The organism is Staphylococcus sp. mip270_02 (assembly GCF_054031535.1).
Genome location: NZ_CM132934.1, coordinates 399,145 through 412,032 on the forward strand (window position 1 = coordinate 399,145; position 12,888 = coordinate 412,032).

A 12,888-nucleotide genomic window follows, 5' to 3' on the forward strand; every position below is an offset into this window, starting at 1 on the left:
GGCGTTGATTATGACACAATATAAACTTTTAACACCAGGACCATTGACGACAACGGAAACAGTAAAAGCTCAAATGTTGGAAGATCGCTGCACATGGGACGATGACTATAAAGATTTAACGCAGTCGATACGTCAAAAATTGTTAACAATAGGAATGGCAGATACAAATAAGTATACTACAGTGTTACAACAAGGGAGTGGCAGTTTCGTTGTTGAGAGTGTATTACAAACAGCATTATCCAATGATGATCATATACTTATCATTAGTAATGGTGCGTATGGTGAAAGAATGATTAAGATGGCACAAGTGATGAATAAAAGGGTAACCTCAGTTTATTCACCATATAATGCTATACCAAACATCAATGAATTAAAGCAAATAATAGATGATGACACAACAATAACCCACCTCGCATTTGTTCATTGTGAAACAACAACAGGGATTTTAAATCCAATCAAAGAAATATGTGAAATAGCTACTCAAAAAAACTTGCAAGTAATAGTAGATGCTATGAGTAGCTTTGGCGGTGTCCCAATCAATGTAGAAGAATTAAATATTGATTACTTGATTAGTAGTGCTAATAAATGCATACAAGGCGTGCCAGGATTTGGATTTGTTATTGCAAAACGAACATCATTAGAATTATGTAAAGGCAATGCGACGAGTATATCCCTAGATCTTTATGATCAATGGAAAAATATGAATATAGATGGAAAGTGGCGTTTTACTTCACCTACACATGTAGTTGCTTCTTTTAGTCAAGCAATCAGAGAATTAGAAGAAGAAGGTGGCGTAGTACAGAGATATCAACGCTATCAAAGTAACAATACGTATATTATTAATGAAATGAAAAAAATGGGATTTGAACCTTATGTTAAAAATACAGTACAATCACCAATTATTACTACATTTTTATATCCCAATGAGTCGTTTGATTTTAAAGATTTCTATGAATATATGAAGCATCGAAATTTCGTACTATATCCGGGTAAATTGATGAATAAACCTTCGTTTAGAATTGGTAATATTGGTGATTTACATCGAAATGACTTTGAATTAATGATTAAACTAATAAAACAATATCGAATAATGAGAGGGGAATAAATATGACTAAAATCAAAGGAATTATATTCGATTGGGCTGGCACTACAGTTGACTTTGGTTGTTTTGCACCTGTAAATGTATTTATAGATATTTTTAAAGAAGCCGAAGTAAAAGTGACAATAGACGAAGCTCGTGAACCAATGGGTATGTTAAAAAGAGATCATATTCAAACTATGTTAGAAATGCCAAGAATACAACAATTGTGGCAAAAACAATACGGAAAACCACATAACGAACAAGACATAGATAATTTATATAATCAATTTGAAAAGCTATTAATGAAGAATCTAAAATCATTTACTGATCCAATAATTAATGTGACTGAAGTCATAGACGACCTTCGAGACAAAGGATATGTTATTGGGTCTACAACAGGATATACAAGAGAAATGATGAAAATAGTGAGTTCAGCTGCGAAAGAAAAGGGATATGCACCTGACTATATTGTAACAGCTGATGATGTGGGGGGATATGGCAGACCGTATCCATATATGATTTTTGAAAATATGCGCCAACTCGAATTACAATCGGTTCATGAAGTAATAAAAGTAGGAGATACTGTATCCGATATCAAAGAAGCAGTTAATAGTGGTATTACAGCAGTGGGTATTATTAAAGGCAGCTCGGTTGTTGGATTAAGAGAAAATGAGTGGAATAATTTGAATAAAGAGGAAAAAAATAAAATTATAGAAGAAACAAAACAAAAATTCATAGCTAATGGGGCAGATTACGTATTACAAGATATAACAGAATTACCGCTATTATTAGCAGAATTAAATAAAAAAGAATAAAACATTAAAGATATTCCTTATTTACTAAAATAGTCTCAAATATAAGATGTAAAATAAAGACGCTTTCGTTGAATTCATCTTCAGGATGAATTTATTCGGAGGTGTTTTTTTATAAAAATTATCAAATTCACTAACATCTGAGAATAAATTACTTTCTCTCGAAGTATTCAACATTTTTAAACAACACCACCTAAATATCTTTGAACTTTACTGTTACAATTTATTGCTTCGTAGTCACCTTTATTTAAAAACTTCATTGTATTAAACTGTTTTTTCTTTTCCAACTACATGAATCATCATAGTGAAAGTAAAGCGCTAGAGGATATGACATCAACTAAGAAAGAGAAGTTTAAACCAGGAGATAAAGTGACTATAACAACAGCTTATATGCTAGGCATGAAAAGCGCAGAAGGTACAGTTAAAGGCGCCTACAAAACGCATGCTTATGTTGTTAGTTATAAACCTAAAAATGAGGATGAAAAAATAAATAATCATAAATTGGTCGTAAATGAAGAAATTAAAGATGCTCCTGAAAAAGGGTTCGAAAAAGGCGATATAGTTAAATTAGAGCTAATCATATGGATGGTATGAAAGGTGCACAAGCTAAAATAGATGATGTAAAAAACACAACTGTCTACATGTTAGATTATAAATCAACAAAAAATAATAAGATGGTTAAAAATCATAAAAGGATGATAGGTGATGAACTAAAACCGCGTTAAATATAATATTAATATCTATAATTAAAAATTACGCTCTTCCAACTATAAATAATGCAATTTTCTTAGCTAATGCTTCCTTTTCTATCGTGCCATTACTATCAGCTAACTGTAATGCGGCTTCATGAACCATTTGTGAAAAAATAGGCACAAATATTTCTTTTTCATTATCTTCATAAACACCTTTCAAACTTTTTGTTAAAACATTATTCAACTCGCTTAGTATTTTTTCTTTCATTTGAGGTAATGCTAATCCTGCATAGCTACTTCTGCATTCAATATTAGGTTCTTTATAAAAATCGTGAACTGCTAAAATGAGTTGACTTATATTTTCTTGATTAAAAATCATAGTTTCCGAAACATAGTTCTCAATAGAAACTGTAGCAAAATCTTCCATAACATAGTCGATTAAGTCATATTTATCTTCAAAATGAGCATAAAATGTTGCTCTATTTACTTTAGCCCCTTTTGTGATATCTGCTATTGTTATTTTCTCAAAATCTTTTTTATCTACTAAACTAAAAAAGGCGTTAATCAATGATTGTTTCGTATGTGTCACTCTCAAATTTTTTACTTTTTCTGCCATTTGAATCATCTCCTCAACAATTTAAAGTTATTGTTGCTATAGCAACATTCAAGCATGGTTTGTTGATTGTTATATCACTTTATTAATTGTATATTTTACTTAAAGCAACACTTTGTTGTTTTAATATATCATAGACAAGGAGCTACTTAAAATGAAAACATTAGTCATTGTAGGCGCAGGTACTGGTTTAGGACTATCTATAGCTAAAAAATTTGGTGCTGAAGGATTTAGAGTAGCAACTATTTCTCGAAATGTTGAGAAATTAAAAGTTATTCAAGAAAACCTGAGTAATTTAAACATCGAGACAAAAACTTATATAGCAGATATCACAGACTTGGAAGAATTAAAAAAATCTATCCAAACAATTAAAATTGAGTTTGGTTCAATTGATGTCATAGAGTTTAGCCCTCACGCCAAAGAAGATAAATTCACAAATATATTAGAAACTACACCAGATAGTGTATCAGAAATGTTAAAAACTTATTTATTCCCATCAATTCAGTTAGTTAACGAAGTTTTACCAGATATGATAAATAAAGGAGAGGGGGCAATTCTATTTACAACAGGTGTATCTACAATATTCCCTTTACCTTTTGCTGGAAACGCTGGGATTATAGGCGCTGGCTTACGTAATTATGCTGAAAACCTCTACTCTCAGCTGGAAGATAAAGGCATATTTATCAGACATCTTTCAATAGGAACAGTGATAGAACCTGGAACAGTAGGAGACCCAAATTTGATTGCGGAGGCTTGGTATAATTTATATAGTCAAAAAGAAAAGTTTGAAGAGACCTTTCCAAAAGGTCTTAAACAATCTGATATTTCCTAATGAGTGTACCGTAATTAAATGATCAAACTTTATTTTTATATTAATTAAACGTTTTTATGTTTTACTATGTTAGGAAGTTATAGAACATTTATCAAGGAACTAACATAAACGCACTAACCCCTCACTATTGCTAGTAGTGAGGGGGATTTCGTAGGTGTGACTAATCGTCTTTTCATTATACTTGTATAGTCAATACGTACATGTCGTAATAATATAATCGGCGTCATGTGAGCAAGGATTTTCAACATAGATAATATCTCATCTCAGGGGCAAATTGGCCCCTGAGAGAAAAGCAACTACATTATTTTACAATTTGTGAATGTATTCGTATCGTAATTTCCTTAAGTGAATATATGTTAAATAGAATGTACAACTTCACTGTTGCATATAGTCATTTCAATTAAATCATCATTCAATACTACGTTGGTGTCCAGTGGGTTTTTGTTTAATATTACAAAGTCAGCTACGTTACCTTTTTTAATAGCTCCTTCGTAATCATCCGTATTATTCAATTTAGCAGCATCTATAGTCATTTTTTTATATGCTTCACTACGTGTTAAACGTTGGTTTTCACCTAAAACTTTCCCGTTTTTTGTGATCCTATTAACTGCAATTTGAATTGATTCTAAAGGAGAAATAGGTGTAACAGGTGCATCTGTATGAATTGTGAATGTCATATTTGCATTTTCAGCCCATCTTAATGGATCTAAATTTTGTGCTTTCTCTTCACCTAAAAATACATCACGGTGTAAATCTCCAAAATAATATACATGATTGATAAAGAAAGAACCACCAATGTTGTGTTCAGCCATTTCTTTAATATCATCCTGTGTGACTGTTTGTAGATGTTCAATACGATTTAATAAAGGTGTTTTTTTATAATCAGCTGTAGCTTTATAAGCGTTAATGACTGACTTAGCAGCAAAATCACCATTAGCATGCGTCACGATGTTAAATCCTAATTTTTGAAAATGTTTAAATATATCAATCAGTTTGTTGTTACTCATTAATGGTGCAGGCGCTTCACTGCCATCCAAGTATTTATTACGAATTGATGCAGTTTGTAATTGTATAGAGCCATCGCTAAAACATTTAACTCCACCTAAATGTCCCATACCATTACTTATATTATTTAACTTTTCTTCAATTTCGTTAGCATGAATATTTTTTAAATTGTGATTTTGCTCTAATAATTCATGACTTAACATCCAACGTGTGCGAATTCTCTGAGGAGACTCCAAAAATTTAAGTACTCCCTCATAATCTATATATCCTCTACTACCAATTAATAAATCAGATGTATTAGTTATACCACTTTTAACATAGTCATCTACAGCTAAATTCATTGTATAGATAGTATCTTCTGGTTTAGCCTCAGGTAAAGCATGTTGTAATTTTGCAGTTGCTGGAATTTCAATTAATACACCATTAACTTTGCCATTTTGGTCACGCTCATAGTAGCCACCCTCAGGATCTGGGTCATCCAAACTAACTCCCATATACTCTAAAGCTTTTGTATTAACAGTAGCCATGTGCCCCGAATAATGCATAACGCATATAGCAACATCTTCTGAAATTTTATCTAAATCAAAGCGATTAGGATGTCTTTGTTCTTCTAATGATTTTTCATTATAACCGAAGCCCATAACCCATCCTTTTTTGTATAAATTTTCTTTTTGTACTTTGAATTGCTGAATTAATTCATCTATATTAGAAATTTTATTTGCAGAACAATCTACCATTGTTTTTGTAGTACCATATGCTGTGGGATGACTATGAGTGTCAATAAAACCAGGTGTAATCCATTTTTCTTCTAAATCAAGTGCCTCATTATCTTTTATAATTGAATCTTGGGAGATAATTTGATCAATATACCCATCTTTTAAATACAATGTAGCAAGATAAGGCTTATTATCTATCATATCTAAAATATTTGCATTAACTATCTTTGAAATTTCCATTTATAAAACCTCCTATTTTACTGTTAATAATCTATTGGACACCTTATTTTTAGGGTGGTATTTTTTTACATTGCTTTTAATTAATTTCGCAATTTACTTTTTGAGTTTTCAGTAATATATGAAATAACAACTTTAGTTCTTTGTTTCGAAAAAGCTAAAATTACTTGATTTACTAATGGTTATTACTTAAATTTGCTACAATACCAAGCATATCGCACATCAATTTATTTTATTCTATTTTAGTATTTAAGTATTTTACATGTTCAAATAATTTCTTTTGTATGCTTAGTAGTTGCTCAACTTCTTCGGTATTTAAAACAGAATAAACTTCATTTCTCAAGTTTCGGCCTTGCTTTTGAGCTTCTTCTAAAACATCTAACCCTCGATCAGTGATTGTAATTAAAATAACACGTCGATCATTTTCTTGTTGCTCTCTTATTATATAGCCTTCTTTTACAAGGTTGTTTGTTAATTTAGTAATAGCTCCTGAGGTATATCCTAAAGAAAGTGCCAGAGATGACGGTTTTTGTGAACCTTTATCTTTTAATTTAGATAAAGCCAAAATCTGAGATATATTGACATTCATATTGAATTTTTTCATGAAAAGCGTCATTGTAGCATCGTTGAGCAACTCTGCATTATGAATAAGTTCAAAAAAATTATTGTTTTCCATAATTACTCCTTCTTCTAAAATTATTATGATATTAATATACCAGTAATTATCTTTCTGGTAAAATATTTAATAGTATAATAAATGTAAACTTTTATAAATTGAAAATAAGCTAAAAGATAATAATTTTAGGGAGAGGACGAGGAGGAATTATGAGTATTTATATAGAAAGTGTTAATTCATTTAATATAAATGAAGTTAAAAATTTAAAAATAGCTAAGAAACAATTTCATTTTATAGAAACAATAACGGATTGTTTGAACGAAGCAATGAAATTTTCACAGTGGCATCCAGTAGCAATTTATAAAAGTGATATTGTCGTTGGTTTTGCGATGTATGGTTGCTTTGGAGAAAACAAAGAAACTTGGATTGATCGAATTCTTATTGATGAACAACATCAACGTAAAGGCTATGGTCGAGAAGCTATGAAATTGCTGATAAATTTAGTTTTAAATAAATATGATATAAACACAATCTATTTAAGTATTGTTAGAAATAATGATATTGCAAGAGCGTTATATGAAGATTTAGGTTTTCGTTATACATCAATAGATGATTTAAATGGTGAATTAATATTTAAGTATAATAAACATTAATTGCCACTGTAGTGTTTAGTAGCTAAGATTCATAACATAAATTAAACCAAATAAGGAGTGCATAAAAAATGAAAAGATTAAAAGATAAAGTTGTAATTATTACTGGAGCAGCACAAGGCATGGGCAAAATGCATGCTGAAAAAGCATTAAATGAAGGTGCAAAAGTTGTAATTACTGACATAAACAAAGAACTAGGGTTACAAACTTCACAAACATTTGGAGAAAACGCTATATTTATTCAACATGATGTGGCGAATGAAGAACATTGGAGCAATGTAATAAGCACAGTTATTGAGAAATGGGGGCGTATTGATGTATTGGTTAATAATGCAGGAATTACTTATAGTACACCTTTAGAAGAATTGAGTTTAGCAGCTTATATGAAGATTGTGAATATTAATCAGGTTTCTGTATTTTTAGGTATGAAGACTGTAGCAGAGACTATGAAAGCTCAAAAGGCCGGTTCAATTATTAACATATCATCTATGAACGGTTTAGTAGGGGGTGCTATTGGATATACTGATACAAAATTTGCTGTTAGAGGTATGACTAAAGCAGCATCTAGAGAATTATCTCCTTACAATATCCGTGTTAATTCCGTACATCCGGGGGTTATCCAAACCGCTATGTTAGAGCAAGAAGATGTTAAAGAGCAAGTAGAAAAATTCAAAAAAACGATTCCTATGAGACGTGTAGCACAAGTAGAAGAAGTATCAAACATGGTTATCTTTTTAGCTTCTGATGAAGCTAGTTATTCTACAGGGGCTGAATTTGTTATTGATGGCGGTCTGACAGCATTATAATAAAGCAGTTTTAAGAATTTCATATTATGAGGAACTATTATTTTATAATTTTTTGATAATATTATTTGCTTTTCTGCGCCAAAACTCTAGTTAAAAATTTTTATTGCTCTATAGTTACTTACCTTTCTTATATTCAGTACAATAAGAAAAAACAAGTTCTTATTTAACAACATTATCGAAAAGTAGAAATATACTCTATATAAAACAAGGAACATTTTTACGTACATTATTTATGTCACTTAATTATTCAATGGATATAATATAGAACCTATGGGTGAATAGGACGGTAGTTCCTAAAGTGATATATAAAATAAGGCATCATCAGTAACCATTTCTCTCTAGATTTGGTATTGATGATGCCTTGTTTTTAACATAGTTATCATTGTGAATTGATTAAATTTTTGAATATATGATTTTCTCAATTTCTATATTATTTCAATAGAAACTGACTTTTATTTATTAGCCAAAGATATTATACGCTGAACCTTGATTAGATTTATTTCAATGCTAATGAAAAATCTTTATAACCTTCGCTAACGTTTACAATATTAGTAAAACCTCTATATTCTAGTATACCGATTGCGATAGAACTTCTAACTCCTGATTGACAATGAACGTATATTTTATCATTTTTATCAAAAGGTATACTCTCATTTAATAATTTTCCGTGATGGATATTCACCGCTTGTTCTAAATGTCCTTGGTTCCATTCTTCATCGTTACGCACATCTAGCACATGAGTTTCTTTGCCAGTCATATCCGCGCTATGAATAGAAGACGTCATGGTTGTTGTTTGTGGTAAACGGTAACCTGCTACATTTTCAAAACCAATTAACTGTAAAGTATGCACTGCTTCTTCAATCGTAGCTTTATTGCCGATTAAGTCTATATCTTTATTATAGTCTAAATACCAACCAATTTGATTAATAAAGTTGTGATTATAAGGAATATTGATAGTTCCTTGCGCATGACCGCCATGGAAAGCTTCTTTACTACGAAGATCAAATGCGATTCTTTCATTGTTTAAGCTAGGATAAACATTATATGGTTGATACATGTTCATACCAAATTGGTTAATTTGTTTCATTTGGGCAAAATGATGCGGTGGAGCTGGTTGATTTGATGTTAATGTTTCAACAAATGTTGCTTCATCAGTTACATTAAAGGCCCAGTTGTTTATTTTTTCGTAACCTAACGTAGACATAGGTATTGCCCCTAAAGCTTTACCACATGGACTACCTGCGCCATGGCCTGGCCAAATTTGAATATAATCTGGTAAATCTTTAACACTATTTACAGATTGATACATTTGTTTGGCACCGACTTCTGTTGACCCTTTCATTTGTACTGCTTTTTCTAATAAATCAGGTCTACCTATATCACCAACGAAGATAAAGTCACCACTAAATAGCCCCATCGGTATATTAGAGCCTCCGCCTTCGTCAGTAAGTAAGAAACTGATACTCTCGGGGGTATGACCTGGTGTATGCAAGACTTCTAATTTAATATTTCCTACATAAATAGTGTCTTGATGTCTAACAAAATGGGTTTGTTGTGGCATGTTTTTATAACTCAAGTCATCGTCACCTTCACCAGATACGTATATGCTTACGTCCAATTTGTCCGCAACGTCTCTGATGCCTGAAGCAAAGTCAGCATGAATATGCGTTTCAGCAGCTTGTGTAATTGTAAAACCTTCATCATCTGCAACTTGCATATATTTTGTTAAGTCCCGTATTGGATCTATGATCATCGCTTCTCCTGTACGTTGACATCCAATTAAATAAGAGGCTTGAGATAAATTATTATCATAGAATTGTTTGAAAAACATAAAAATCTCCCTTTTTAAAATAAATTTAGTTTATTAAATGAATAAATTATGACTGGCTTGTTCTGTTTCACCAATATAAGTTCCCACGCCACCATATTCGACTTCATCTCTAAGTTCTTCTTTTGTAATGCCCATAACGTCCATGCTCATCGTACATGCGATTAACTTGATGTTTTGATCAATTGCTTGGTCTATAAGTGACGGTAAGGAATCAACATTTTTCTTTTTCATAACATAACGCATCATGATATTACCTAAACCGAACATATTCATTTTTGATAATGGCATGTGTACTGGTGTCTTAGGCAACATAAAATCAAACATTTTTGCAATACCTTTCTTCTTAACATGAGTTGCTTGTGCTTTTTTCAATGCATTAAGTCCCCAAAAAGTGAAAAAGATAGTTACATCTCTGCCGGCAGATTTAGCACCGTTTGCAATAATCATTGCCGCTACTGCTTTATCTAACTCACCACTAAATAAAACGATAGTCGTACCTTTATCGGTATGATTTACTTCTAATTCTCGTGGTTTTTCTTTTTGAATAACGACGTTAATTTCATTGTTATTTTCGTTCAGCTTTACAAGTGTGTGTCCTGTTTGTTTCACCCAGCTTTTAATATCGCTAAGAAAACCAGGGTCTGTAACGGTTACTTCGATTTGGTCACCAATTTCAATATTTTTAATTTCTTTACTAACATTAACTATTGGTCCCGGGCACTGAAGGCCATTAAAATTAAATTGTTTGCGGTTCGGTTTAATTACTTTATTACCATTTTCTACCACATCGTCATGATTGATATTTTGTTTTTCAAAAGCTGCATAACCACCGTCTAAATTCACAACGTCATAACCTTGTTTAGCTAAATATTCGCTTGCTTTAGCGCTTCTATTACCACTTTTGCAGTAGATATAATAAGTTTTATCCTTGTTCTTAGCGAATGTGTCAATATTTTCTACAGAATGTAATATTGCACCATCAATACGGCCTGATTTGTATTCTTCTGGTGTTCTAACATCAATCAATTGTCCTTTTTTCGCTAATTGCTCTAACTCTACTTTACTTAATTCGTTAATATGTTCTTCTTGATATTGTTTCATATTTTCCTCCTCTAGATACCTATAGGGGTATAGTAACAGGTGGGAATAACTTGAGTCAAATACCCCTCTGGGTATTTGACAATTTACTATAAATTTATTACTATAAGTATATTCAATTTAAAATCGGAGGAAACCAATATGGATTATAATAAACAAATGGTAAATCGCATCAATAGAATACAAGGCCAATTAAACGGCGTTATTAAAATGATGGAAGAAGAAAAAGATTGTAAAGATGTCATTACGCAACTCAGTGCATCAAAGAGTTCAATCCAACGTTTGATGGGCGTTATTATAAGTGAAAATTTAATAGAATGTGTAAAAGCAGCCGATGATAAGGGAGAAAGTTCTCAAGAAATGATTAATGAAGCTGTGAATTTATTAGTAAAAAGTAAATAATGGATATGCTCAATATAATAACTATGTTGTTGATTGGTATATTTGGAGGTTTTATATCTGGCTTAGTAGGCATAGGAGGATCCATTATTATTTATCCAGCTATTTTGTTGTTACCATCATTATTAGGGGCTCCTGCCTATAGCGCATACATTGCTTCGGGTCTCACTTCTAGCCAAGTGTTTTTTAGTACACTCAGCGGTTCATTTAAAGCAAGAAAGAAAGCTGAATTCTCACCTAAACTTGTAATGAATATGGGTGGGGGTATGGTTATTGGAAGCATATTCGGAGCAATGCTAGCTAATTTATTTAACGCTACTTTTATAAACAATATATATATAATCATCGCCATAGTTGCATTATTATTAATGTTTGTTAAAGTTAAATCTGTTTCCCAAGAGGTAAGGTTCAAACCTGTTTTACTTATCTTAGTAGGATTTGGAATTGGCGTAGTATCAGGCATTGTAGGTGCAGGCGGCGCATTTATTATTATTCCCGTATTATTAGTTTTATTCAAGTTGCCAATGAATACAGTAGTGACTAACAGTATCGTCATTGCTTTCATCTCATCAATAGGGGCTTTTATTATTAAATTCATACAAGGCTATATCCCTATCGAAAGTGCAATATTTTTAATAATTGGAAGCATGCTCTTTGCGCCTATAGGACTAAAAATAGGTTCCAAGGTACCTGACATTGTGCAAAAAAGCATTGTCAGTATCTTAATCGCAATTGCAATTATACAACTTGTATTTTAATAAATTTAAAAAGGGGGCTTTAAAGTGAATCAGTGGGATGAAAAATTTGATTCAGAAGAATATATTTATGGCAAAGAAGCGAATTCATTTGTTAAAGGTATTTTTAAAAAGCCAACAGACAATAATGAAAAAATTTTATTACTTGCAGAAGGTGAAGGCCGTAACGCGGTATATCTAGCAAAACTCGGGTATGATATAACGACTTATGATATGTCACAAGTGGGGATTAATAAACAATACCAATTAGCGAAAGCAGCACATGTTGACATCAATGCAAATTATGGAGACATCACAAAACCTAACTTAGCGGCTGGGTCATCATTTGACTATAGTATTAATATCTTTGGCCATGTACCTAATGAAGGTAAACAAGAGATGTTCAATAATCTCGTTCAATCATTAGTCATAGGGGGTTATAGTTACTTTGAGTTTTATTCAAAAGAACAATTAGCATATGGCACTGGCGGTCCTAAAGACGAATCCATGTTATATACAATTGATGAAATCGAAGCTTATTTAAAACACTTACCTGTTAAGATTCACGAATTAGAACAGCATGAGGTTTATCGTAATGAAGGTATTAAACACACTGGCACAGGTTCTATAATTCAAGGTTATATAGAAAAAATATAATATTTGAGTATAAGATGATAACAGAGTACGTTAAATAACTTTGACTAAAAATAAGAGTTAATTTATATTGAGTTAGTTATAGAAATTGATGTTTTATAAAAAAAGCGTC

At 31.6% G+C, this 12,888-nt stretch carries 13 protein-coding genes and 1 pseudogene; 9 read left to right on the forward strand and 5 right to left on the reverse strand.

Annotated elements, in window-relative coordinates; translation table 11 throughout:
* Positions 1-10: 10 nt before the first annotated feature.
* The 3 genes and pseudogenes from phnW (at position 11) to ACW5YJ_RS01725 (ending at position 2,618) form a co-directional block, all read left to right on the forward strand.
* Positions 11-1,105 (forward strand): 2-aminoethylphosphonate--pyruvate transaminase, encoded by a 1,095-nt coding sequence (phnW, locus tag ACW5YJ_RS01715; RefSeq protein WP_135092875.1) that lies wholly within the window; start codon positions 11-13, stop codon positions 1,103-1,105.
* Positions 1,106-1,107: 2 nt separating this feature from the next.
* A complete protein-coding gene (gene phnX / locus ACW5YJ_RS01720; RefSeq protein ID WP_457338390.1) occupies positions 1,108-1,896 on the forward strand; it encodes a phosphonoacetaldehyde hydrolase in 789 nt (262 codons plus the stop codon).
* A gap of 288 nt (positions 1,897-2,184) precedes the next feature.
* Positions 2,185-2,618, forward strand: a pseudogene (locus tag ACW5YJ_RS01725) (DUF1541 domain-containing protein).
* Positions 2,619-2,646: 28 nt separating this feature from the next.
* Here the strand turns inward: ACW5YJ_RS01725 and ACW5YJ_RS01730 are convergent.
* Positions 2,647-3,201, reverse strand: a complete 555-nt coding sequence (locus tag ACW5YJ_RS01730) for a TetR/AcrR family transcriptional regulator (RefSeq protein ID WP_119604015.1) — start codon at positions 3,199-3,201, stop codon at positions 2,647-2,649.
* A 151-nt stretch (positions 3,202-3,352) separates the two neighbouring features.
* Here ACW5YJ_RS01730 and ACW5YJ_RS01735 point away from each other — a divergent pair, with 151 nt between their 5' ends.
* Positions 3,353-4,030: an SDR family NAD(P)-dependent oxidoreductase gene (locus ACW5YJ_RS01735; RefSeq protein WP_457338391.1), complete on the forward strand. Its 678-nt coding sequence runs from the start codon at positions 3,353-3,355 to the stop codon at positions 4,028-4,030.
* A 356-nt stretch (positions 4,031-4,386) separates the two neighbouring features.
* Here the strand turns inward: ACW5YJ_RS01735 and ACW5YJ_RS01740 are convergent, their stop codons facing one another.
* Together ACW5YJ_RS01740 and ACW5YJ_RS01745 are read right to left on the reverse strand one after the other, a co-directional pair.
* Positions 4,387-5,991, reverse strand: a complete 1,605-nt coding sequence (locus ACW5YJ_RS01740; RefSeq protein ID WP_457338392.1) for an amidohydrolase — start codon at positions 5,989-5,991, stop codon at positions 4,387-4,389.
* A 229-nt stretch (positions 5,992-6,220) separates the two neighbouring features.
* Positions 6,221-6,664, reverse strand: a complete 444-nt coding sequence (locus ACW5YJ_RS01745; RefSeq protein WP_017722245.1) for a MarR family winged helix-turn-helix transcriptional regulator — start codon at positions 6,662-6,664, stop codon at positions 6,221-6,223.
* A 149-nt stretch (positions 6,665-6,813) separates the two neighbouring features.
* Between ACW5YJ_RS01745 and ACW5YJ_RS01750 the strand changes: the two genes are divergently transcribed.
* Positions 6,814-7,257 carry a GNAT family N-acetyltransferase gene (locus ACW5YJ_RS01750; protein WP_017722246.1) on the forward strand — a complete coding sequence of 148 codons (444 nt, stop codon included), beginning with the start codon at positions 6,814-6,816 and terminating at the stop codon, positions 7,255-7,257.
* A gap of 68 nt (positions 7,258-7,325) precedes the next feature.
* Positions 7,326-8,060, forward strand: coding sequence for an SDR family NAD(P)-dependent oxidoreductase (locus tag ACW5YJ_RS01755; protein WP_457338393.1), 735 nt, complete (start codon positions 7,326-7,328; stop codon positions 8,058-8,060).
* Between the two features lie 496 nt (positions 8,061-8,556).
* Here the strand turns inward: ACW5YJ_RS01755 and cstB are convergent, their stop codons facing one another.
* Together cstB and ACW5YJ_RS01765 are read right to left on the reverse strand one after the other, a co-directional pair.
* Positions 8,557-9,891, reverse strand: a complete 1,335-nt coding sequence (gene cstB / locus ACW5YJ_RS01760) for a persulfide dioxygenase-sulfurtransferase CstB (RefSeq protein WP_107551628.1) — start codon at positions 9,889-9,891, stop codon at positions 8,557-8,559.
* A gap of 33 nt (positions 9,892-9,924) precedes the next feature.
* Positions 9,925-10,992 carry a DsrE/DsrF/DrsH-like family protein gene (locus ACW5YJ_RS01765; RefSeq protein ID WP_457338394.1) on the reverse strand — a complete coding sequence of 356 codons (1,068 nt, stop codon included), beginning with the start codon at positions 10,990-10,992 and terminating at the stop codon, positions 9,925-9,927.
* Between the two features lie 138 nt (positions 10,993-11,130).
* Here ACW5YJ_RS01765 and cstR point away from each other — a divergent pair, with 138 nt between their 5' ends.
* The 3 genes from cstR to ACW5YJ_RS01780 are packed head-to-tail and all read left to right on the forward strand — an operon-like array spanning position 11,131 to position 12,779.
* Positions 11,131-11,391, forward strand: a complete 261-nt coding sequence (gene cstR, locus ACW5YJ_RS01770; protein ID WP_017722250.1) for a persulfide-sensing transcriptional repressor CstR — start codon at positions 11,131-11,133, stop codon at positions 11,389-11,391.
* Positions 11,391-12,146: a sulfite exporter TauE/SafE family protein gene (locus ACW5YJ_RS01775; protein WP_457338395.1), complete on the forward strand. Its 756-nt coding sequence runs from the start codon at positions 11,391-11,393 to the stop codon at positions 12,144-12,146. The genes cstR and ACW5YJ_RS01775 overlap by 1 nt, the downstream gene beginning before the upstream one ends.
* A gap of 24 nt (positions 12,147-12,170) precedes the next feature.
* Positions 12,171-12,779 (forward strand): class I SAM-dependent methyltransferase, encoded by a 609-nt coding sequence (locus tag ACW5YJ_RS01780; RefSeq protein WP_318755067.1) that lies wholly within the window; start codon positions 12,171-12,173, stop codon positions 12,777-12,779.
* Positions 12,780-12,888 lie beyond the last annotated feature (109 nt).